This window comes from Rubellimicrobium roseum (assembly GCF_006152145.1).
GTDB lineage: Bacteria > Pseudomonadota > Alphaproteobacteria > Rhodobacterales > Rhodobacteraceae > Rubellimicrobium > Rubellimicrobium roseum.
On sequence record NZ_VDFV01000055.1, the window covers coordinates 1 to 22192 of the forward strand.

The following is a 22192-nucleotide window of genomic DNA, read 5'->3' on the forward strand; positions in this document are numbered from 1 at the left end:
GAACCCATGGAGGCCATCGAAGGCGTTCTCGGAGGGTCGGCCAAGGACATGCTCGACCAGGTCGCCTGGTATGCCCGAGTTCTCAAAGAAGCCCGCCAGACCGAAGCCCGACAGGCGGCCTGACAAGGCGCCAGCCGGCCATCCCTGCACCCATCGAAATGTCACGTTGGCCGCTCGAGCGACGGCCCGCTCAAAGGAGCCCAATAATGCAACTTTCCTCACCTGTTCGAACCTACTTCGACGCCGAACAGCAGAACGACGCGGACACTCTGGCGGCCGCCTTCACGGACGACGCTGTCGTCCGGGATGAGGGCGCAGAGCACGTCGGACCTGCGGCCATTCGCGCCTGGTGGCAGGCGGCCAAAGCCAAGTACCGCCATGTCGCCGAGCCCATCGATGCGATCCCGGCGGACGGCCGGACCGTCGTGCGCGCCCGGGTCACTGGACAGTTCCCGGGCAGCCCGGCGACGCTAACGTTCTCGTTCATGCTGGCCGGCGACCGGATCGCCCGGCTGGAGATCGGGTGATGCAGGGCTTCCTTTCCCTCGCGGGCAAGCGCGCGCTCGTCACCTCCGGCACAAAGGGCGCCGGTGCGGCAACCGTGGAGCTCTTTCGCGAACTCGGGGCGCAGGTGCTGACCACGGCGCGCTCGCGGCCCGAAGCGATGCCCGAGGACCTCTTCGTTGCCGCCGACCTGACCACCCCTGAGGGCTGCGCGACTGTCGCCAATGCCGTGCGCGATCGGCTGGGGGGCGTCGACATCATGGTCCACATGCTCGGCGGCTCCTCCGCGCCGGGTGGGGGCTTCGCCGCCCTGTCGGAGGCCGAGTGGCGCACGGAGCTCGACCTCAACCTCTTCCCAGCCGTCCGGCTCGACCGCGCGCTCCTTCCAGCGATGATTGCGCAAGGCAGCGGGGTGGTCGCCCACGTCACCTCCATCCAGAGCCGGCTCCCGCTGCCCGAGGCGACCACCGCCTACGCGGCCGCCAAGGCCGCGCTCTCGACCTACAGCAAGGCCCTGTCGAAGGAGGTTGCTCCCCGGGGCGTCCGGGTGGTCCGCGTGTCGCCGGGTTGGATCGAGACCGAAGCCTCGGTCCGCTTGGCCGAGCGACTCGCCTTGGAGGCCGGAACCGACGCCGAGGGCGGGCGGAAGATCATCATGGATTCGCTCGGAGGCATCCCGCTCGGCCGAGCGGCCAAGCCGGCCGAGGTCGCCAACCTGCTGGCCTTTCTCGTCTCGGATCGTGCCGGCGCGATCACCGGCTCCGAGCACCTGATCGATGGCGGAACGGTCCCGACCGCCTGAAGACCAGTCACGAGCCAACCTTGCCCATCCTGCACTCACGTCGATGACCCTGGTGCGGGCGCTGCCGTCGCTCGCAGGCAATGGACGGAACGTGGTCCTGCCCGGCGAGCCCGGCGGCCCAGCCTGACCATGTCAGTTCGAGGGACGCATGCCCGCGCGTCCAAAGCAACCGCCGCCGTGTGCGGCAGACTCAAGAGGAGACCCGACAATGAACCTCAACCAAACCACCCTGCTCGCTGGCGGAGTGCTCGCGATGGGGCTGACCGGCGCAGCCGCAGCCCAGGCTGAACCGATCCGCAACGTCGTGATCGCGCACGGCGCGCTGGCGGACGGCTCCGGCTGGCGCAAGGTGCATGACCTCCTAACGGCGAAGGGCTTCGCGGTCACCGTCGTGCAGCCCCCGATGACCTCGCTTGAGGAGGATGTCAGGGCGACGCGACGCATCCTCGACATGCAGGACGGCCCCGCGATCCTGGTCGGCCACAGCTACGGCGGCATGATCGTCACCGAGGCAGGACGCGCCGACAACGTGGCCGGGATCGTCTATGTGGCCGCCTTCCAGCCAGATGAGGGCGAGACGCTGCTCGACTTGGCGGGCCGGATACCCGCCGCCACCACCGGCATCACCTCCACGACCGACGGGTTCCTCTACCTCGACCCGGAGGTGTTCGCCGCGGACTTCGCCGCCGACCTGCCAAAGGAGGAGGCGGAGTTCATGGCCCGCTCCCAGGTCTTCCCCGCGGCCGCAGCCTTCGAGACTCCGGTCGGGGAGCCCGCGTGGAGAGCGAAGCCAAGCTGGGCCCTGATCGCGACCGAGGACCGGGCGATCAATCCCGATCTGATGCGAACCATGGCTGAGCGGGCTGGCAGCACCATCGTTGAGGTGACCGCAAGCCACGCCGTCTTCGCCTCGCAGCCCGAGGCGGTCGCGAGTGTGATCGAGAACGCCGCCCTGGCGCTCGCCGATCAGGCTGTCGTGCAATAGCGCGTATGGCCCCCGGGGCACTGACCTCGGGGGCCATGTCGTTCCCGATCGGGGGCTGACATGCCGTCCGTCGTTGGGGGATCGGGAAGCGCGCCAAGGCCCACCCTTGTCTTCCACGCAGTCTGTGGCCCTTACAGGCTGCACCTATACGGCATTGATGTGTTCAACTTGGCTCTGTGCTCTCGGAAGCTGTCGCAGAGGCAGATTGGAACTCGTCCGGCGTGCTTGGAAGCGGATGGATACGGGTTCTTGCCTCTGTGCAAATCTGACATGGACCCGTGACCCTCTGTGTTTCTATTGCCCCTCGCGTGCCCGGCGGGCCAGGTCGTTGAGGGTGGTCACGGCTTCATCGAAGCGGTGCTCAGCCTCGGCGTTGCGCTGGAAGGCCACGAGCTGGACGAGGATCTCGCGCGGGGTGGGCGCCTGAGCAAAGAGGGCCATGACCTCTTCCATGAAGGCATCGAGCGGCAAGTAGGCCGCCCGGGTGGACTGGCCCGGCGTGAGCTCGGTCTGCACGGCGGGCGGCGCCAGCTCGATCACCTCGACGCGGCCCTTCAGCGCCTCGCGCAGGCTGACCGTGTAGCTGTGGACCGCCGCCTTGGTGGCCGAGTAGGTCGGCGCCGCGACCAGAGGCACGAAGGCCAGCCCGGAGGACACGTTGACGACCGCCGCGTCGGGCTGGCGCGAGAGATGCTCCACGAGGGCATCGGTCATGCGGATGGGCCCGAGCAGGTTCGCGGTGACCGTTTCCTCGGCATCGGACAGGTCTCGCGCCCGGTCGATCGCCTCATAACGCATGATGCCCGCGTTGTTGATGAGGACGTTGAGAGCGGGGTGCTCCGCCGTGATCCGCGCCGCGAAGGCCGCGATGTCCTGGGGGTCGGTGACGTCGAGCGTGGTGGCGTGGATGTTCGGCCGGCCGTCCGCTGTCTCGTCGAGAGCCTCCCGGCGGCGGCCGGTGACGATCACGGTGTTGCCCCGGTCGTGGAAGCGGCGGGCCAGCTCCCGCCCGATGCCCGAGCCGCCGCCGGTGATGAGGATAGTGTTGCCTGTCATGCGCATGGCCGTTCCTTTCGGGTTGATCCGCGCAGGAGATGCGGCATCCACTTTCCTTGCTGAAGTAGGCACCCAAAATATTCATACCCACCGAATGGAGAGCGTCGGATGCGCAAGGCTCTGGAGGATCCGCAGATCGAGGCGCGGCGGCGTGACCCGATCCCCACCGAGCTGGACCCCGCGATCGAGGCGCTGGTCCACGACATCATCGGCAAGGTGGCCGACCGCTGGACCATGCTCCTGCTTGAGGCGCTGGAAGAGCACGGCACCCTGCGCTTCACCCAGCTTGGCCGCGCGGTGGAACGCATCAGCCAGAAGATGCTGACCCAGACCCTGCGCCAGATGGAGGAGGATGGCCTCGTGCGCCGCACGGTCCACCCGGTGATCCCTCCGCACGTGGACTATGCCCTCACGCCCTTGGGCGAGAGCCTCAGCGCCGCCTTCTGCGGCGTGTGGATCTGGGTGGAGGCGCACCACGCCGAGATCCGGCAGGCCCGCGAGGCTTTTGCCTCGGCCAGGCATGGCTCGGGAAGGCCAAGGTCTGCGCAAGACTCCTGATAGGAACAATAGGGGTCTTGGACCGTATGTCCGGTTCAGCGGGCACGCCTGTTTCCTCGCCCTCACAAAGCTTGGTCCCTTCCAATCTTCCGGCTTCATAGAAGCGAACAGCGGGAAGGTTGAAGGCACACTTCAAGACGCCGTTCACCGCAGGCTTCGGCTGCGGGAATCACGGCGGTTTGGATTCATTGCTTCGCACACTGCCCGCTGACCTCACGGCACGAGGATCACAACTGCCGATACATCAGGCGGATACCGCATGCCGATCGCGCCAAGGTTGTTTCGCTTGCAGCGACAATCAGCTCTGACCTACGCTCTTCTCATCACGAGCATAAGAGGGCAGGCAGATGGACGACAGCATCTCGCGACCGGGACCCAGCCGACGACAGCTCTTGGGCATGATCGGCACCTTGGCCGGCAGCGCGGCCATGTACACCGCGATGACCAAACTCGGCCACGCGCAGGAGTCCTCCTACCGTGGACCCATCCAGCTCCAGGGGGACCCGAACGGCGCCACTGTGCTCGTTCTAGGGGCCGGCCTCGCCGGCATGACTGCCGCGCTCGAGTTGCGCAATGCCGGCTACAACGTCCAGATCCTGGAGTACCGCGAGAAGGCGGGTGGCCGGAACTGGTCGCTGCGACGCGGTGACACCTACACCGAGCTCGGCGGCTTCACCCAGAACATCCAGTTCGACGAGGGCCACTACTTCAACCCCGGTCCCTGGCGCATTCCCTACCATCACCATGCGGTGCTCGACTATTGCCGCCGCTTGGGCGTGCAGCTCGAGCCCTTCATCCAGGTCAACCACAACGCTTACCTGCACTCGACCAAGGCCTTTGACGGCAAGCCTCAGCGCTTCCGTCACATCATGAACGACTTTCACGGCCACGTGGCCGAGCTCCTCTCGAAGTCGGTGCAGCAGAACGCCCTCAACGCCGCCGCGACGCAGGAGGACACGGAGATCCTGCTTGAGGCGCTGCGGGAGTGGGGCGCTCTCGACGAGAACATGCGCTACGTGCAGAGCGAGCACACGAGTGAGTTCCGTGGCTTCGCCAAGGATCCGGGCGGCGGTCTCACCGCGGTTCCGGAGCCCTCGCAGCCCCTCGCGGCCAGCGACATCCTGAAGTCTGGTCTTTGGAGCCGGCTCGCCAACGGCAACCTTTACGAGTTCCAGATGCCCATGTTCCAGCCCGTGGGCGGCATGGACCAGATCGGCTTGGCCTTCCAGCGCGAGCTCCAGGACATCATCACCTTCAACGCCAAGGTGACGGAGCTGCGCCAGGACGAGAACGGCGTGACCGCGAGCTGGATCGACGCCCGCAACGGCGGCGAGACCCGCACGGCCACCGCCGACTGGTGTGTCTGCACCATCCCGTTCTCCGTCATGACCCAGATCCCGAACAACCTGTCTTCGGGCATGAACGCGGCCATCTCGGCGCTGCCCTATGCGGCCTCCGTGAAGTTCGGCCTTCAGATGAGCCGCCGCTTCTGGGAGGAGGACGAGGCGATCTTCGGCGGCATCACCTACACCGATCTGCCCATCTCGCTGATCAGCTATCCCTCGACCGGCTACAACCAAGGGGGCAAGGGCGTGCTCCTGGGCGGCTACTCTTGGGGAACCTACGCCTACGAGTTCACGGCCATGTCGCCCGAGGAGCGCGTGCGCCGCGCGGTGGAGTTCGGCGCCCAGATCCACCCGCAGTACAACGAGGCCTTCGAGACCGGTGCCTCTGTGGGCTGGCACCGCGTGCCCTGGACGCTGGGCTGCTACGGTGTCTGGACGGAGGAGACCCGCGCCGAGCATTACCGCACCGCCGCCGAGATCGACGGCCGCGTGGTGATGGCCGGCGAGCACATCTCCTACATTCCGGCCTGGATGGAGGGCGCAATCCTGTCGGCGCTCGATGCGACCACGCGCCTTCATCAGCGGGTGGTCAACGGATGAAGCCGGTCGGAACACGAGGAGCCAACCCTATGCCCCATCCCGCACGGATCACCCGCTTTGCTCTCGCGCTTGTTCTCGGCGGCGGTCTTGCGACCGGCCTTGTCGCTCAGGACAATGACCCCGATCCCGAGGATCTGGAGCAAGCGATCAACGAGGAGGCGCCGATCGTTGCCTTTGCCGACCCGGGCCGCTTCGTGGCCGAGGACGGCGAAGCCCTGTACAATTCTATCTGCGCGGGCTGCCATATGCCCGACGGCCAAGGTGCGGTTGGGGCCGGGGCCTATCCGGCGCTGGCGGGCAACCCGATGATCGAGTTCCCCGAGTACCCGGTCCAGGTGGTCATTCATGGTCAGAACGCCATGCCGGCCTTCGGCGGCTATCTGGACGACGCCCAGGTCGCGGCGGTGGTGAACTACATCCGGACCAATCTCGGCAACAGCTACACGGAGGATCCGGCCACGCCGGAGATGGCGAGCGAGACCCGTTGACCGGACGGGCCAGGGCCGCCCTGTGCTGGGTGGCCTGGCTCACCCAACCTTCATGCCACTCACGCCGCCGGTGTGCGGCGTTCCAAGGAGATCATCCCGCCATGCAAACTGCCTTCCTTCTCCCGCTTCTACTTGGCCTTCCCTTTGCCGTGTCCGCGCAGGAGATCACCCGCCATCCGATCCCGAACTCGGACTTCCCCATCCTGCGCGCCGTCGAGATCCCGCCCGAGGCCACGCTCGTGTATCTCAGCGGCACCGTGCCGTCCGCCACCGACGACGCAGCCGACCCGAACTCGGTCGAGGCCTACGGTGACACGACTGAGCAGACCCGCAACGTGCTCGAAAAGATCGATGCCACGCTCACCGAGCTTGGCCTGTCGATGTCGGACGTGGTTAAGATGCAGGTCTACCTGGTGGCCCCAGATGGCGAGGCGATGGACTTCGCGGGCTTCATGGAAGGGTACACCGAGTTCTTCGGCACCGAAGCACAGCCCAATCTTCCCACCCGGTCGGTCTTTGAGGTCGCAGGCCTCGCCAACCCAGGCTTCCTTGTCGAGATCGAGGTCGTCGCCGCCCGGATGTAAGACAGGCTCGGACTGGGCTGAGCACATGCTCAGCCCAGCTGCCGCCTGTAAGCGGTCAACTCTCGGTGGGTGCGGGGCCCCACAGCCACCAACAGTTGACCCTGAACCTGGGTCGACGACCACCACCGAAAGCTCCTGCGGCGATATCCTCGGGGCTTCCTGGGTATGCGGCTCCGGCGCGGATCGTTTCAGCTGGCCCCGCCGCCACACCAGGACTAGGACGATGTTCCGTTGCTGAATTGAACGCGAGCGCTGACATCGCAACGTTTGGGAGCGTGCTTGTCGATCATGCGAGCTACTCCCAGACTGTACTAGGGCTTGGGATTCGGGGTTTCGCAAACCTGCTAGGGGTGGGGTCGATCCGAAGATCGATCTGGATCCCGGAGCCTGGAAGTCGCCCCCGCGCCCTTCTCCGTCGAAAGACAGACAGAACGGCGGGGCGGCTGCACGCAGACCGCCTCCATTGGCTCGGGCACCCAGGAAGCGGGGATCGCAGCCGACACTGCGATCCCTCAGGCCAGTTCAGGACAGGGCGCGGTGGACGCCGGAAAGAACATCCTGAGTTCGCGCGCCCAGCCAGTGCGCGGCCGCGTCGAGGTCTCGCACGAGCGGGCGGTCGGTCGGTTCCACCGGGATCTGGGGCTTCGCCCGGAACGGGACGGCGGCGAGGTCGCCGAGAAGGCGGTCGAGGTGACGCGCGACGTCTGAGAGAGCGACCGCCTCCAACCCGGGCTCGACATGCAGCGTCTGGAGCGCCTCCAGGTTTGCCAGAGCACCGCGGATGTCGAGCAGGGTCAGCACGCGGGCGAGGGTGGGACCTTCGGTCTCGAGATACGCCGCGAGCCGCGCAAAGGCGATCGAGTGAACTTGGGCCCGCGTGCAGCTCGGGCAAGTGCAGCCCATCGCACCCCCGACATGCAGGGCGATGATCGACCCCGCCGTGGCGGAGCAGGGGCGGGCCGGGTGCCCTGGCTGGACGTGGGCGTCCGGGACGACTCTGTTGCGCAAAGCGCCTGGAGGATTCACCTCGTGAGCCTAGCAAGATAGCTGGGGTGCCATGAGCAGACCCCCACCTCCCGCCTACAAGACCCGGAACTGGCCCGCCTACAACGAGGCGCTCAAGCGCCGCGGGTCGCTGACGATCTGGTATGATCCCGAGATGTCCTGGGCGGCCGCGCCGACCGGCAAGCGCGGCCGGCAGCCGGTCTACAGTGATGCAGCGATCCAGGCTTGCCTGACGCTGAAGGTGCTCTTCGGCATGGCGCTCAGGCAGACAACCGGCTTTGTCGAGAGCCTGCTGCGCCTGACCGGGCTGGACTGGGCGGTGCCCGACTTCAGCACGCTCTGCCGTCGCCAGAAGACGTTGAAGGTCCACATCCCCTATCGGGGCTCGGAAGGCCCGCTGCACCTCCTGGTCGACAGCACCGGCATCAAGGTTGAAGGCGAAGGCGAGTGGAACGCCCGCAAGCATGGCGGGGCCAAACGCCGCGTTTGGCGCAAGATCCACCTCGGCATCGACGAGCAGACACTTGAGATCCGAGCCATCGAGGTCACCAGCAGCGATGTGGGCGACGCGCCCATGCTGCCCGGATTGCTTGACCAACTCCCCGCCAATCAGGACATCGCCAGCGTCACCGCTGACGGGGCTTACGACACCCGCAAGTGCCATGACGCCATTGCCGAGCGAGGCGCTGCGGCCATCATACCGCCCCGCAAGAACGCCAAACCATGGAAGCCCGACACCGCCGGGGCGCTCACGCGTAATGACGCCTTGCGCGCATCAAGACGCTTCGGCCGCACCATCTGGCGGCGATGGAGCGGCTACCACCGCCCCAGCCGCGCAGAGACAAAGATGCACTGCGTCAAACTCTTGGGCCAACGCCTCACCGCGCGCGACTTCGACCGTCAGGTCGCCGAGTTCCAGGTCCGTGCTGCCGTCCTGAACGGCTTCACGGCCCTCGGCCGACCCGTCACTGAAGTCGTGGGGTAAGTCTGTCCGGGAAAAGGGAAGGTCCGTACGTCAGGCGATTTGCGCAACAGAGCCCGCTCGATGCCATCGATTACGTCATCACCCACGAACTGTGCCACGGTGCCGTGCCGCATCATGGGCCAGCGTTCTATGAGCTCCTTGGGCGAGTGATGCCGGACTGGGAGCGAAGAAAGATCCGGCTGGAAACGATCCTAGCTTGAGCCAGGTTCGCCTAAGGATGTGCCCATTGACAGACGCCAACGGAGACTTCGGATTTCAGCCGACCGGGGGCAGTCCATCAGGTACCGCGGCCCCAGCCGCCACCGCCCGCTGTCTCGATCAGGACACGGTCCCCCGGAGATAGACCGACCCCACTGGCCATGCCGTGCGCCTCGTTCTCGCCTGCTGAGCCGGCTCGTTGGATCACGAGGCGGTTGCATCCGCCGTTCCGGCCGCCCGCAAGGCCCCAGACCGGCATACGAGTCCGACTGAGTCCGACTGACAGGACCGCATCGCCACGCATACGGTAGGCGACCGACAGGCCGCGCCCACCCGGATGGAGGCCATCTCCGCCCGCCTGCTCCGCGAGGGACCGTTGTTCGACCAGCACGCCGTAGCGCGCCTCGGCAATCTCGGCGGGGCAGTTGAAGGTGTCGCCATGCGAGGCGGAGAACATGGCAGACAAGCCGTCGCGGGTCGGGGTCGCGCCCCATCCGCCCATCTGCGGCTCCACCATTGTGAAGCGGCGGCCAGTGTCAGGGTGCAGGCCGGCGATCACCGTCCCGCCGATTGTGCCAAAGTGACCGGCCGGGAGTTTTTCGGGGAGTGCCTGGGCGAGGCACCGCCAAAGCATGTCGTAGAGGCGGATCCGGGTTTCGAAGTAGTAGCCTTGGGGGGCGGGGTCCCGGGCATGGAAGATCGTGCCCGGCCGGGTGATAACCTCGAGAGGCGCAAAGCTTCCCGAGTTGGCGAAGCGGCTCGGGTCGCAGAGCGCTTTGAAAATCATCTGGGCGGCGATGACCGAGCCGTCGCGGCTCAGGTTCATAGGCGCGTCGCGCTGACCGGGGTTTTCGGTCAGGTCCACGACGAATTGATCGGCCTCGACGGTAATGACCGCGCGCCAGACCGATCCGTCGTCCTGCTCCTCAGCAATCTCGTGGCGGCCGTGCGGCAGGGTGGCCAAGCCCGTCCGGGCTCGGGCTTCTCCCATGGACAGGGCGTCGGCGATCGCCGCGCGGAACGCCCCCTCGCCATAGCGCTCGGCCAAGCCTTTCAAGCGCTGCTCGGCCCGGCGGGCGGCCGCGACCTGGGCCCAGAGGTCGCCTTGCGCCACGTCCGGCTGGCGCGAGTTGGCAGCGACGATGGCCATGACGGGCTCGATGGGCGCGCCGTTTTCGAAGAGCCGCACGGCGGGGAGGCGCAGGCCTTCCTGCCAGATCTCCTGCGCGGTTGCGGACATGGAGCCCGGCACCATCCCGCCCACGTCGTTCCAGTGCGCGATACTTGCGGCCCAGGCGAGGAGCTGGCCCTCGTGGAAGACGGGAAGGGCCACGACGACATCGGAAAGATGCGTCACGCCCCCGTAGCTGGGATCATTGGTGACGAAGGCGTCGCCCTCGCGGATCGTGTCGCCGTGGATCTCGATGAGCCGTGCGACGGCCTTGTCGAGGACGCCGACAAAGGTCGGAATTCCGGCGCCGGAGCTGACAAGGCGTCCTTCGGCGTCGGTAATCCCGGTGCCCATGTCGAGCACCTCGTAGATGATTGGGCTCATCGCGGTGCGGCGGATGACGGCGAACATTTCGTCCGCCGCCGCCTCAAGCGCAGCCTGAACCACGGCCAAGGTGACGTGGTCAGTCATCTCACCAGAACAGCGTCGCGGGGAAGGCGCGATAGGATCTCGGGGCCATCCTCGGTTAGGATGACGATATCCTCGAGCCGGATTCCGAAGCGGCCGGGGATGTAGATGCCGGGCTCGATGGAGAAGACCATGCCGGATTCCAAGACCGTCTCCGAACTCTCGGTGATGTAGGGCGGCTCGTGGCCTTCAAGGCCCATTCCGTGTCCTGTCCGATGAACGAAGAACTCGCCGTAACCCGCCCGCGTGATGACGTCGCGCGCGGCGCGGTCCACCTCGCGCGCCCTTACGCCGGGCCGGGCGGCGGCGAGAGCGGCCTGCACTGCCTCTTCGACGACGGCATGAACCCGGGCGTAGTCGGCGGGAGGCTCACCCACCAGCGCCATGCGCGTGATGTCCGAGGAGAAGGCGCCCTTACGCGCGCCGATGTCGATGACGATGACGTCGCCTTCCTTCACCACGGTCTCGCCGGTGTGGTGGTGCGGATAAGCGCCATTCGCTCCTGTGCCGACGATGGTGAAGAGCGGCGCCGCACCGTGGTCCTTGAAGACTCCAACGGCCACGGCCGCGATCTCGGTTTCGGTCATGCTGGGACGGATCGCAGCCCAGACCGCCTGCATCGCCGCGTCGGCGATGGCGGCATTGCGGCGCAGCTCCTCGCGTTCGGCTTCGTCCTTGCGCATCCGGAGCTCACCCAAGCTGTCAGCCGCAAGGGCAGGGCGGGCCTGGGGCAGGGCGGCGAGGACGAGGAGCGCGAAGTCCGCGCGCATGGATTCGTCCACCGCCACGCGGCGCGCGGTCGTGGCGCGGAGCGCCCCCAGCGCCTCTTGGAGCGCGGCGTCGGGCCCGTCGGCGTCGGCCCAGGTCCACATGGGGATTTCCGACCGCGCCCGTGCGTCGGCGGCGTTCAGCGCGGGCATCAGGAACCCGGCTCTGTCCTGCGTCACCATGAGCAGGCAGGGCCGCTCGTCCGGGTGGGTGTGGAAGCCCACCACCCATTCCATGTTAGGGCCCGGTCCTAGGGCCATAAGATCCGTACCCGTGGCCGCCATCCGCTCGCGAAGAAGGGCGAGCTTCGCCTTCACGTCCATCCTCAACCCTCCCATCCATAGATCTCGCGCGCCCGCTCGGGGCTGAGGAGGCCATTCTTCACGTCCATCGCCACCCGCGCCCTGTCGCGCTTTCGCGGGTCACCGTAGCCGCCACCGTTGCCGGTAATGACTCGGATCACGTCGCCCGGCTTGGTGGCAAGGCCCGAGACGAAGGCGAAGCGCTGAGGCTCGCCTTCTTTGGGGCGGAACTCCACGAGGTTCGGCGAGCCATCACGGCCGCTCTCCATGCCCCAGGCAGGGAACTTCGATCGGGTGTAGCCGGCGGTCAGATATCCATTCTGGGCGCGGACTCGGTAGTCCATGACGATGCCACGCCCGCCCTCAAACTCGCCCTCGCCGCCGGGCGAGGTGTTGAGCGCCATTTGGTCCACCATGACGCCGTTCCTCGCCTCGTTGATCTCGGCGGGGCAGTTGTAGGTCTCGCCATGGAAGCCGCTGAAGATGGCGGAGTTGCCGTCCGCCCCGGCCCTCGCCCCCCAGCCACCGAGCTGCGGCTCGACGATGGTGTATTGCCGTCCCGTGTCCGGGTGGATGCCGCCAATGAAGGTGCCGCAGACCGAGGCAAAGTGGCCCGAAGCGAGGCGGTCGGGGATGTGCGGCGCCAGACAGCGCCACATGATGTCGTACACCCGAAGCTCGATTTCGTAGTAGAAGCCGATGGGGGCGGGCTCCCTGGCGTGAAAGACCGAGCCCTCGCGGGTCAGGAGGCGGATCGGGCGGAAGGAGCCCTCGTTGGCGGGCGAGTAAGGGTCGGTAAGCGACTTGAAGATCATCTGCGTCGAGACCATGACTCCGTCCCGCGTCGTGTTGACCGGCCCCGGGGACTGGTCGGGGTTATCGCGTAGGTCCACCTCGAACACGTCGTCCGTGATGGTGATCTTCACGTTGAACACCGAGCCGTCGTCCTGCTCCTCCGAAAGCTCGAAGGTCCCCTTCGGCAACGTCGCCATGGCCTTGCGCGAGACCTGCTCGCCGTAGTCCATGAAGTTTCTCATCGCCTCCTGGAACGTCGTCACACCGTACTTGCGCGCGATCTCTTCCAGCCGCCGCGCCCCGACGCGGACCGAGGCGATGGCCGCCCAGACGTCGCCCTCAAGCACGTCGGGCATCCGGCTGTTCACCTTCACGATCTCGAAGACCGGCTGGATCGGTTTACCCTCAGAGATGATCTTGATGGCGGGCAGGCGCAGCCCTTCTTGGAAGATCTCCTTGGCCTCGCCGGTCAGCGACCCGGGCGCCATTCCGCCCACATCCGAGTTATGGGCGATGTTGGCGGTCCAGGCGATCATCGTGCCATCCACGAAGACCGGCATGGCGACGATGATGTCGTTGAGGTGCGTGACGCCACCGTAATAGGGGTCGTTCGTGCAGAATACGTCGCCGGGGCGAATATCCTTAGGATCCTGCCGCGCGATGATGACCTTCACGGCCTTGTCGAGCACGCCGATGAAGGCCGGAATTCCTGCGCCCGAGCAGGCGATCTCGCCCCGGTGGTCGAGGATGCCGGTCCCCATGTCCAGGACCTCGTAGATGATCGAGGACATGGCAGTGTTGCGCATGGCCGCGAACATCTCGTCAGCGGCGGCCTGGAGGCTGTTCTGGATGATCTCCTGGGTGATCGGGTCGGTCATGGCTCCCTCTCAGTCCTGAAGCGCGATGCGGATGTTGCCGTAGCCGTCCACCCGGACCTCGTTGCCGGGATGCACGACGATGGTGGTGCCGGGGTCCTCAACGATCGCAGGGCCCACGAAGGTCATGCCGGGCGCGAGCCGCGTCCCGTCGTAGATCGACGCCTCGTGAATGCCCTCAAGCGCGTAGTCCACGGGCCGGTGCCCCTTCAGGGCCGAGGAGGCGTCCACGGGACCGAGTGGGCGTTCTTTCAGTTGCAGCTTTCCCACCTCGGCGCGCGCAATGACGTGCAGGCCCACCATCTCGACCGGCGCATTCAGGCGATAGGTGTATTCGCGCTCGTAGGCAGTGTGAAAGTCGCTGGCAATGCGGTGGAGGTCCGCGTCGGTGACGGGATCGGAACTCAGGGGCACCTCGACCGTGTGCTCCTGGTTCTGGTAGCGGAACTTGCCGAAGCGGGCGAAGACAACCTTCTTCCTCTCGATCCCTTCGGCCGAGAATTGGGCGCGGGCGGAGTCCTCGACAGCCGTGAAGGCAGTCTCGATCCCCTCCGCCGCACCCGGCTCCAGGGTGCCGAGCCGCGTCACGAAGTAGTCGCGCCGCAGGTCCGACATCATCATCCCCCAGGCTGAGAAGACCGAGGCGCCGAAGGGCACGATCACCTCTCGGACACCGAGCTCCTGCGCCAGCGCTACAGCGTGCATTGCGCCGCCGCCACCGAAGGCGACCAGCGTGAAGTCCCGCGGGTCGTGGCCCCGGTTCAGCGACACGAGCTTGAGCGCGTTCACCATGTTGTTGTTGGCGATGCGGATGATGCCGCGCGCGGCCTCGGTGGGGTCGAGGCCCAGCTTCTCACCGACCCGGGTGATGGCGGCCTCGGTCGCCGCCATGTCGGCCACCACCTCGCCGCCGCAGAAGTACTCGCGGTTGATGCGGCCGAGCCAGAGGTTCGCGTCGGTCGTCGTCGCCTGGGTTCCGCCGCGCCCGTAGGCCGCAGGGCCCGGCATGGCGCCGGCCGACTGTGGTCCGACATGGAGCTTGCCGAAGTCGTCTACCCAGGCGATGGACCCGCCGCCGTTGCCGATCTCCACGAGGTCCACGACCGGGACCATGATCGGATAGCCCGCCGACTTGCGGTCGCGCTCGATCCAGTAGTCCGTCATGATCCGCACCTGGCCGTCGAGGACCAGCGAGCACTTCGCAGTGGTCCCCCCGATATCGAGTGCGAGGATGTCAGGGATGCCCAGGACGCGCCCTAGCTCCGCCGCGCCCCAGAAGCCCGAGGCGGGTCCGCTCTCGACCATGGTGATCGGGATGCGGGCGGTGGCGTCCAGGCTGTCCACCCCGCAATTCGACTGCATGATGTAGGGCGCTTGGCGCAGCCCCCGTTCCTTTAGCCCCCGGTCGAGGCCGCGCAGGTACTTCTCGGCGACCGGCTGGACGTAGGCGGAAAGGACGGCGGTGCTGGTCCTCTCGTATTCCCGCCACTCTCGCGCGATCTGGTGCGAGGCCACGGCCGGGACGCCGGGCCAGAGACGGCGCAACTCCTCCAGCACGGCCTCCTCATGGGTCGGATTGGCGTAGGAGTGGAGAAAAGAGATGGCGACCGCCTCCACGCCCTCGGCTTGGAACTCGGCGACGATGCTGGGCAGGTCCGAGAGGTCAAGTGACTGGAGCTCTTCGCCCCGGTAGCTCATCCGCTCGTTCAGCTCGCGCCGCAGGTAGCGAGGCACAAAGGGCTTGGGCTTCTCGTAGAACAGGTTGAAGAAGTCGGGCCGGTTGCCGCGTGCGATCTCCAGCGTGTCGCGGAATCCCTTGGTGGTGATGAGGCCCACCCGCACGCCCTTCCGTTCGGTCAGGGCATTGATGACGACCGTGGTGCCATGGGCGAAGAAGGCCACGGCGGCAGGATCGATTCTTGCCTTGTCCATCACGTTGAGCACGCCGCGCTCGAAGTCGGGGGGCGTAGTGTCGGATTTGGCGGTGCGGATGGAGGTGTGCCCGTCCGCGTCGATCTCGAATGCCACGAGGTCGGTAAAGGTACCGCCAACGTCCGTGGCTACACGTAGCGTCCCGGTCATTGGGCCGCTCCTTTCGTCAGATGGTAATGAAGAAGGAAGACTGCCGCCGCTGGCAGCCGCAGCGCTTCGGCCTGCCGGAGACGCTCCGGCGTGAAATAGCCGGAGCCGGCGAGGCAATTGACGGTGCCCAGCACCTCGCCTTTCACGATGGCGGGGATGTTGATGACCGACTCGCAGCCGAGTGATCGGATCAGCTCATGGTCGGAAAAGACGTCGGCAATCTCCTCGATGGAGTTGGCAACGAAAGTTCGCTTTTCCTCGATGACCGTCCGACTCCAGTGCGTCGGGTTCATCGGCTTGCGGCCGGAGACGGGGTAGGGACCCGGCATGTTCGTGTAGATGCGCTCGGCCTCGCGCGTGACGGGGTCTGAGGTCATCAGGGTGACGAGCTTGGCGCCTGTGACCTCCTCGGCCATCCGTCCAAGGGCGGCAAGGGCGGTCATCGGCTGGTTCTCGGGCGATGCGAGGGCGCTGGCGATCGGATCGGTCACGAGCGGCCTCCGAGACGTTCCCGCATGGCAAATTCCTCCGGTGTGACAACGGGTACGGCGCTGATAAGCGACCGCGTGTAAGAATGGGACGGGGCGGAGAAGATGGTCTCGGTCGGGCCGATCTCGACCATGCGTCCCTTCTGGAACACGGCTACGCGGGTTGCGATGTTGCGCACCACGGCGAGGTCGTGGGTGATGAAGAGATAGGTGAGGTTGCGCTTCGTCCGGAGCTCGTCGAGGAGCCGGAGCACCTGCGCCTGCACCAGCACATCGAGCGCCGAGGTCGGCTCATCCAGCACGACGAGACGGCTTTCGCAGGCCAGCGCCCGGGCGATGGCGACGCGCTGCCGCTGCCCACCCGAGAGCGCGGCAGGTGCCCGGGTGGCATAGCTTGGGTCGAGCCCCACATCTCCGAGCAACTCTTCCACCCGGGCTCGGCGCTTCCTCGGCTCGCCGATCCCGTGAACGTCGAGCGCGAGGCGCAGGCTCGCCGCGACCGACCGGCGCGGATTAAGCGCCGAGGCGGGGTTCTGCTGGACGAGCTGGATTGCCTGCCGATGGGCGAGCGTGCGCTGGGCGGGTAGGGGTTCGCCCTCGAAGGTGATCTCGCCAGAGGTGGGCGGGTAAAGTCCCAAGACGACGTTTGCCAGCGTCGACTTGCCTGACCCGCTCTCGCCCACGATGGCCATGCATTCGCCCTCGGCCACCTCAAGCGTGACATCGCTCAGCGCCTGCACCCGGTGCTGGCCCGTCTCGAACGTCTTGGAAAGGCTCCGCAGCACCAGGATCATGTCCGGTCCCCATGGACGACAAGAGGCGCCAAGAAGCTGGGGTCGCGCTCGGGGATGCGGGGCAAGCCGCCGCCGGTGAGGTTGGGCTGCGCCGCCATTAGAGCGCGGGTGTAAGGGTGACCCGGGTGCTCGAAGACGGCGCGCGTGGGGCCCTCTTCAACGATCCGCCCGCGGTAGATGACATAGACCCGGTCTGCGAACTCCCGCACGACGCCCAAGTTGTGCGAGATGAAGAGCACCGAGGTCCCGTGATCGTCCACCAGAGTGCGCATGAGGTCGAGCGTCTGCGCCTGCACTGTCACATCCAGCGCCGTCCCGGGCTCGTCCGCGAGGAGCAGCGACGGCCGGTTCGCCAGCGCCATGGCGATCATCACCCGCTGGTTCATGCCGCCCGAGAGCTGGAAAGGATAGCTGTCGAGCACCCGCGCGGGATCGTGGATGGCGACCTCTTCGAGAAGGCCCGTCGCGGTGGCGCGGGCTTTGGTGTCCGAGATGCCGGGCGTGGCACGGGCCAGCACCTCGCGGAACTGCCCACCGATGCGGAAAACCGGGTTGAGCGAGGAGGTAGGGTCCTGAAAGATCATGGAGATGTCGCGACCACGCAGCGCCCGCCTCTCGCGGGCCGACATGCCGGACAGGTTCCGCCCCTGGAATTCCACCCGCCCGCCAATCCGCGCGCCCGACTGGTCCTGCAAGAGACCCAAGACGATGCGCGCCGTTACCGATTTGCCGGACCCGGACTCGCCCACCAGCGCCACGCGCTCGCCTCTGGCGATACTCAGCGAAATGCCGTGCAGCACCTCGACTGGCCCCGACCAGAGCCGGAAGGAGAGCGTCAGGTCCCGGATCGCCAGTACGCTCATCGGTCTGCTCCCAGGATGTCGCGCAAGCCGTCCCCCACGAGGTTGAAGCCGAATACGGCGAGGAGGATCGCCAAGCCCGGAAACACCGAAAGCCACCAGCTGTCGGGCAGGTAATCGGCCCCCTCGGCGACCATGGAACCCAGGTCAGGCGTCGGCGGCTGGACCCCCAGGCCCAGGAAGGAGAGCGATGAGACGATCAGGATCACGAAGCCCATGTCGAGCGTCATCTTGGTGAGGATCGCCGGGACGCAGTTGGGCAGGATCTCGCGGAACATCACGTGAGCGCGGGAGGCTCCAATCACTTCGGCGGCCAGCACGTAGCCTTCGACCTTTTCCCCGCGCGCGATGTTGTAGACGAGCCGCGTGTACCAGGGCCACCACATCGCCGTGACGGCGAGCATCCCATTCATCAATGTGGGCTCCAGCACCCCCATGATCGAGAGCGCGAGGACGAGCGGCGGGATCGACAGGAACACATCGGTGACCCGCATGATGATGTATTCCCAGCGCCTGCCCAGATAGCCCGCTATGAGGCCTAGGGTGACGCCAACGGGCACCGAGATGGCGAGCACCGCGACGCCCAAGATTAGTGAGATTCGGTAGGCGTAGAGGATGCGGGTGAAAAGGTCCCGGCCCACGAGGTCGGTCCCCATGATATAGGTCGCGTCCGGCGGTTTGTTGAAGTTGACGAAGTCCACGACCGCGCCCTGATGCTCGGGGAAGGGGGCGATGACGTCGGCCAAAGCGGCAGCCAGGACGATCAGCGCCACGAGCAGCGTCCCGGCGATGGTCAGCGGGTTGGAGGCCAGGATGGAAAGCGCCCGTCTCATGCCCGTCCTCCCGGCGCATGGCTGATGCGAGGGTTCAGAAGCGTGGTCAGCAGGTCTACGACGATGTTCACGAGGATGAAGAGCGCAGCGATAATGAGGACCGTGCCCACGATGGCGTTCAGGTCCTTGCGCAGGATCACCTGCACCCCGTAGCGCGACAGCCCCGGCCAGCCGAAAACGGCCTCGACCAGGAAGGCATTGCCGAGCATCGCCGCGAAATCGAGCCCGATGATGGTGAGTGACGGAATCAATGAGGGCTTAAAGGCGTAGCGCCGGGCGATCCGCCCCGCTGGGAAGCCATAGGCCTCAGCCATCTCGATATATGGCCGCTCATAGGTCTCGATCATGTTGGCACGGGTGAGCCGCGCGGCCTGCCCAATTCCCGACAACGCAAGCGCGAAGGCCGGTAGGACGAGATGATGCCAAGCACTCCCGAAGGCTGCCCAATTTCCTTGGAACGCGGTGTCGGCGGTCAGAAAACCTGTGATGTGGCGGAGGTCATCGTACTGTTCGTCGATGCGCCCTGCCACGGGGAACCAGCCCAGATAGTAGGAGAAGGCCAACATCAGCACGACTGCCCAGACGAAACCCGGGGCCGAGACGCCGAGAAGCGAGACGACGCGCACGAGGTGGTCCGGCCACCGGCCCCGGTGTCGCGCTGCGAGGATGCCGAGCGGGAGACCGAGGCCCACCATCATCACGCCGGCCACAAGGATGAGTTCCAGCGTAGCCGGCAGAAATTCAGCCACGTCCACTGCCACTGGGCGGTTGGTGTAGAGCGAAACGCCGAGATCCCCGCGCAGGAGGTCCCGCATATAGGCGAGGTATTGAACGACGATGGGCTCGTCGAGCCGCAACTCCTCGCGCAGGCTGGCAACCTGCTCGGCCGTGGCGTTCGGCCCTAGCGCCACGCGCGCTGGATCGCCCGGAATCACGCGGGCAATGGCGAAGATCAGGATGGACACGCCGACCAGCACGAGGAGGGACGTGCCGGTCCGTCGAAGGGTCTGACTCAGGACGTTGCGCATAGGCCCGGCCGGGAAGGGGCCGGGACCTTTGCAGAGGTCCCGGCGGTTCGAGTGCTCACTCAGTCATTTCCATGAGACGGAAGGTGAAGCCCATTGTGTCGAGCGCGAAGGCCTTAGAGGGGTCCTCCAGCGCCGACACATGGACCCGTGGGCTCGCTCCAAAAACCGAGTTGCGATCAAAGCCGTAGATCGTGGGCGCGAGAGCCATCAGCCGATCGTTGAGTTCCAGATAGGCGGCCTCGCGCTCCTCCTGGGTGGCGGCGGTGCGACCTGCATCGAGCAGCCGGTCCACTTCGGGGTCGTTGAGGTACTCTGGGGACTGCCAAGTGCCCGCAACCGACGAATGATACATCGGATAGAGCAGCGTATCGGGGTCCCCGGTCACGGCGTTCGCGAAGATCTGGCTAATATGTGGCGTGGTCTCGGGACTGACCACCTGTTCGGTGAACAGGACCCATGGCACGCGCACAATTTCGGTGTTGAAGCCGAGCTCGGAGAAATTTTGTTGCATCAGCAGTGCGAAACGTTCCTCGACCGGCACCTCGGCAACCCAGCTCAGCTCGATGGTGTAGTCGGCCGGGTTGTACTGGCACTGGGCAAGATGCTCGCGCGCTGCGTCCATGTCGCGGGCAAGAGCCCCATTCTCGCGAGGCTTGGAGCCAAGCATCCCGACCGGGATCGCACCCGTGGATGGCACGCCCCCGGCCACCTCTGGGGTGATTTGGGTGATGGCAATAGCAGTCGCATAGTCGAAGGCAGAGGCCAGCGCGAGACGGCAGTTCACGTCGTCAAGCGGCGGCTTTTGGGTATTCATCTTGATGTAAAAGGCTCCAGTCCCCGACTCTTGGAGAAAATGCGCCCCGTCGTTGGACATAGACTTGAGGACCTCAGGTGGCAGCCATTGCGAAGTGATATCGTGCTCGCTCTGCGCGAGGAGCGCGCGGACCGTCGCGGCCTCAAGTCCGTAACGTAGCCGCACCTCGTCGGGAGCGGCCTCAGGCACTCCTAGGAAGTAGTCAGAGTTCTTGGCGAAGACCGTCTCCTCCTGCGGATTGTGACTCTGGACGATGTAGGCACCGCTCCCGGCGTCATTTGCCGAGAGATAGCCCTGCCCCCAGTCGCCCATTTCTCCTTCGCCCTCGCCAAGATTCGCCATCACAGTGGCCTTGTCGACAACAGGCAGCCGCACCAGCGAGGCGATGAATGGGGCGTAGGGCTCGGTCAGCGTAACCCTCACTGTCCGGGGATCGACGGCTTCGGCCGACTCCACGATCTCAAATAGGAAAGAGAGCCCCTGGCCAAGCGCCTTCATCCGGTCGATGGAGAAGACCACGTCCTCGGCCGTCAGAGGGTTGCCGCTATGGAATTTCACGTCATCGCGGAGCGTGAAGGTGTAGACGTTGCCGTCGGCCGTCCACTCCGTTGCCAGATGCGGCACATGGCCGGGCTCTCCTTGCGCTGGCAGGACCAGCGTGTCGTAGGCGTTGAACATCAGGATGGAGTCGGCGTAGTCCGACGCCTTCGCGGGATCGAGCTCACCCACCGCCACCTCGTCGAGCCGCAGCACAGTCTGCGCGCTGGCCGCGAGGGCAGTGGTGGAGAGGAAGGCCGACAGCAGCAGGGCCTTCAGGGGTGACTTCGGTCCAAATGGCATGACGTTTGTCCCTGTTGGTGGTCGCTCGTGGATGCCGCGTCAGGCGTCCCTGTCGCGGGTCGTTTCGCCAAAGACGTCCATCGTGCAGGCATGAAGGATCGTCGTCGGCTCATTCGTGTGGTTCCAGGTCGAATGAACGCGTGTTGAAGCGAAATGGAGTGAGTCACCGGCTTCGAGGCGGAAGACATGCCCCTCGATCTCTACCGTCAACGCCCCCGACAGGATGAAGAACAGCTCCTCTCCCTCATGGCTGATGGGCTCACTCCGAAGGCCGGGTGCCTCGTGGATCAGCACGGCCCGGATCTGGTTGCCAGGGAACGTCGAGCTGATCCGCTCATAAGTCATGTGGTTCGGATCAATCCCGTACACCGGGCGGGCACCATGCCGCGTCACCGTCTCGGGGCCGGGTGGCTGGGCGAAGAGTAGGCTCGGGTCGATGCCGAGGACCCTTGCAATCGCCGTGAGCGAGGAGAGGGATGGGGCCGCAATGCCCCGCTCTACCTGGCTGATGAAACCGGCGGTCAGGCCCGCTTCCTTGGCGACGGCTTGTAAGGTGAGGCCGAGCACCTTTCGGCGCTCACGGATGCGAGCCCCCAAAGGAGCCACGTCATCGGGTGAAGGTTGGATGATCTCCAGCAAGTCCACGGCCCGGCGAGCAATCTTTTTAGTGCTACTAAACCTGGACCCTGCTGATCTCCTCCGGCGCGGTCAAGGGTTTTTAGCCAAGCTTAAACTCTATGAGGCCCGTCTCTTCGCTCCTTGGCGGCCGGACCTCTCACTCTTACTCGCCTGATGCTGGTAATCTGCCCTTGGCTGTACTCCAATCCTGTCAGGGTGGGGTTGGCCTGTTCGGACCAGATCAAGCTTGTCGTTGATGAGAGATTTGAGGTTTAGCAGGCGTTGTTGCGCAACTCGAGTTGAGGCCGAGTTCGCCCCTTTCCCCTCGAGGTCAGGCGACGCGCG

22 protein-coding genes are annotated in these 22192 nt (G+C 65.9%); 9 read left to right on the forward strand and 13 right to left on the reverse strand.

The features are described 5' to 3' along the window. The first annotated feature begins 206 nt into the window (after positions 1–206). The 3 genes from FHG71_RS19980 (at position 207) to FHG71_RS19990 (ending at position 2291) form a co-directional block, all read left to right on the forward strand. Positions 207–527, forward strand: coding sequence for a nuclear transport factor 2 family protein (locus FHG71_RS19980; protein ID WP_139083463.1), 321 nt, complete (start codon positions 207–209; stop codon positions 525–527). Next, the gene (locus FHG71_RS19985; RefSeq protein ID WP_139083464.1) at positions 527–1306 is read left to right on the forward strand and encodes an SDR family oxidoreductase; all 780 of its coding nucleotides are present in this window, start codon (positions 527–529) and stop codon (positions 1304–1306) included. Before FHG71_RS19980 ends, FHG71_RS19985 begins: the two co-directional genes overlap by 1 nt. Positions 1307–1514: 208 nt before the next feature. Next, the gene (locus FHG71_RS19990) at positions 1515–2291 is read left to right on the forward strand and encodes an alpha/beta fold hydrolase (RefSeq protein ID WP_139083465.1); all 777 of its coding nucleotides are present in this window, start codon (positions 1515–1517) and stop codon (positions 2289–2291) included. 294 nt (positions 2292–2585) lie between these two features. Here the strand turns inward: FHG71_RS19990 and FHG71_RS19995 are convergent, their stop codons facing one another. Next, entirely contained in the window at positions 2586–3347 is a 762-nt protein-coding gene (locus FHG71_RS19995; RefSeq protein ID WP_246045536.1) for an SDR family oxidoreductase, read from the reverse strand. 108 nt (positions 3348–3455) lie between these two features. Here FHG71_RS19995 and FHG71_RS20000 point away from each other — a divergent pair, with 108 nt between their 5' ends. From FHG71_RS20000 to FHG71_RS20015, 4 genes are all read left to right on the forward strand, one after another. Then, positions 3456–3905, forward strand: coding sequence for a winged helix-turn-helix transcriptional regulator (locus FHG71_RS20000; RefSeq protein ID WP_139083467.1), 450 nt, complete (start codon positions 3456–3458; stop codon positions 3903–3905). A 347-nt stretch (positions 3906–4252) separates the two neighbouring features. Further along, entirely contained in the window at positions 4253–5851 is a 1599-nt protein-coding gene (locus FHG71_RS20005; protein ID WP_139083468.1) for an NAD(P)/FAD-dependent oxidoreductase, read from the forward strand. A gap of 29 nt (positions 5852–5880) precedes the next feature. Further along, positions 5881–6339, forward strand: a complete 459-nt coding sequence (locus FHG71_RS20010) for a c-type cytochrome (protein ID WP_139083469.1) — start codon at positions 5881–5883, stop codon at positions 6337–6339. A gap of 101 nt (positions 6340–6440) precedes the next feature. Further along, entirely contained in the window at positions 6441–6923 is a 483-nt protein-coding gene (locus tag FHG71_RS20015; protein ID WP_139083470.1) for a RidA family protein, read from the forward strand. Positions 6924–7445: 522 nt separating this feature from the next. Here FHG71_RS20015 and FHG71_RS20020 read toward each other — a convergent pair. Next, positions 7446–7931, reverse strand: a complete 486-nt coding sequence (locus tag FHG71_RS20020) for a hypothetical protein (protein WP_218014175.1) — start codon at positions 7929–7931, stop codon at positions 7446–7448. 49 nt (positions 7932–7980) lie between these two features. Here FHG71_RS20020 and FHG71_RS20025 point away from each other — a divergent pair, with 49 nt between their 5' ends. Together FHG71_RS20025 and FHG71_RS24395 are read left to right on the forward strand one after the other, a co-directional pair. After that, a complete protein-coding gene (locus tag FHG71_RS20025; protein WP_139083472.1) occupies positions 7981–8913 on the forward strand; it encodes an IS5 family transposase in 933 nt (310 codons plus the stop codon). Positions 8914–8978: 65 nt separating this feature from the next. Beyond that, positions 8979–9113 carry a M48 metallopeptidase family protein gene (locus tag FHG71_RS24395; RefSeq protein WP_281281986.1) on the forward strand — a complete coding sequence of 45 codons (135 nt, stop codon included), beginning with the start codon at positions 8979–8981 and terminating at the stop codon, positions 9111–9113. Positions 9114–9190: 77 nt separating this feature from the next. On the opposite strand, the gene FHG71_RS20035 is transcribed toward FHG71_RS24395, so the two are convergent. The 11 genes from FHG71_RS20035 to FHG71_RS20085 are packed head-to-tail and all read right to left on the reverse strand — an operon-like array spanning position 9191 to position 21868. Then, entirely contained in the window at positions 9191–10753 is a 1563-nt protein-coding gene (locus tag FHG71_RS20035; RefSeq protein ID WP_139083473.1) for a hydantoinase B/oxoprolinase family protein, read from the reverse strand. Continuing rightward, positions 10750–11841, reverse strand: coding sequence for a M24 family metallopeptidase (locus tag FHG71_RS20040; protein ID WP_139083474.1), 1092 nt, complete (start codon positions 11839–11841; stop codon positions 10750–10752). The genes FHG71_RS20035 and FHG71_RS20040 overlap by 4 nt, the downstream gene beginning before the upstream one ends. Positions 11842–11843: 2 nt before the next feature. Further along, complete coding sequence (locus FHG71_RS20045) at positions 11844–13493, reverse strand: hydantoinase B/oxoprolinase family protein (protein WP_139083475.1); 1650 nt, start codon at positions 13491–13493, stop codon at positions 11844–11846. Positions 13494–13502: 9 nt separating this feature from the next. Then, positions 13503–15572, reverse strand: coding sequence for a hydantoinase/oxoprolinase family protein (locus FHG71_RS20050; RefSeq protein ID WP_139083476.1), 2070 nt, complete (start codon positions 15570–15572; stop codon positions 13503–13505). After that, entirely contained in the window at positions 15569–16063 is a 495-nt protein-coding gene (locus tag FHG71_RS20055) for a GAF domain-containing protein (RefSeq protein WP_246045538.1), read from the reverse strand. Before FHG71_RS20055 ends, FHG71_RS20050 begins: the two co-directional genes overlap by 4 nt. Further along, a complete protein-coding gene (locus tag FHG71_RS24400; RefSeq protein WP_139083477.1) occupies positions 16060–16854 on the reverse strand; it encodes an ABC transporter ATP-binding protein in 795 nt (264 codons plus the stop codon). The genes FHG71_RS20055 and FHG71_RS24400 overlap by 4 nt, the downstream gene beginning before the upstream one ends. Next, the gene (locus FHG71_RS24405) at positions 16851–17717 is read right to left on the reverse strand and encodes an ABC transporter ATP-binding protein (protein WP_139083478.1); all 867 of its coding nucleotides are present in this window, start codon (positions 17715–17717) and stop codon (positions 16851–16853) included. Before FHG71_RS24405 ends, FHG71_RS24400 begins: the two co-directional genes overlap by 4 nt. After that, positions 17714–18547: an ABC transporter permease gene (locus tag FHG71_RS20070; RefSeq protein WP_139083479.1), complete on the reverse strand. Its 834-nt coding sequence runs from the start codon at positions 18545–18547 to the stop codon at positions 17714–17716. The genes FHG71_RS24405 and FHG71_RS20070 overlap by 4 nt, the downstream gene beginning before the upstream one ends. Next, the gene (locus FHG71_RS20075; protein ID WP_139083480.1) at positions 18544–19575 is read right to left on the reverse strand and encodes an ABC transporter permease; all 1032 of its coding nucleotides are present in this window, start codon (positions 19573–19575) and stop codon (positions 18544–18546) included. The genes FHG71_RS20070 and FHG71_RS20075 overlap by 4 nt, the downstream gene beginning before the upstream one ends. A gap of 55 nt (positions 19576–19630) precedes the next feature. After that, entirely contained in the window at positions 19631–21229 is a 1599-nt protein-coding gene (locus FHG71_RS20080; protein WP_139083481.1) for an ABC transporter substrate-binding protein, read from the reverse strand. A gap of 39 nt (positions 21230–21268) precedes the next feature. Next, positions 21269–21868 (reverse strand): helix-turn-helix domain-containing protein, encoded by a 600-nt coding sequence (locus tag FHG71_RS20085; RefSeq protein ID WP_246045539.1) that lies wholly within the window; start codon positions 21866–21868, stop codon positions 21269–21271. Between the last annotated feature and the right edge of the window lie 324 nt (positions 21869–22192).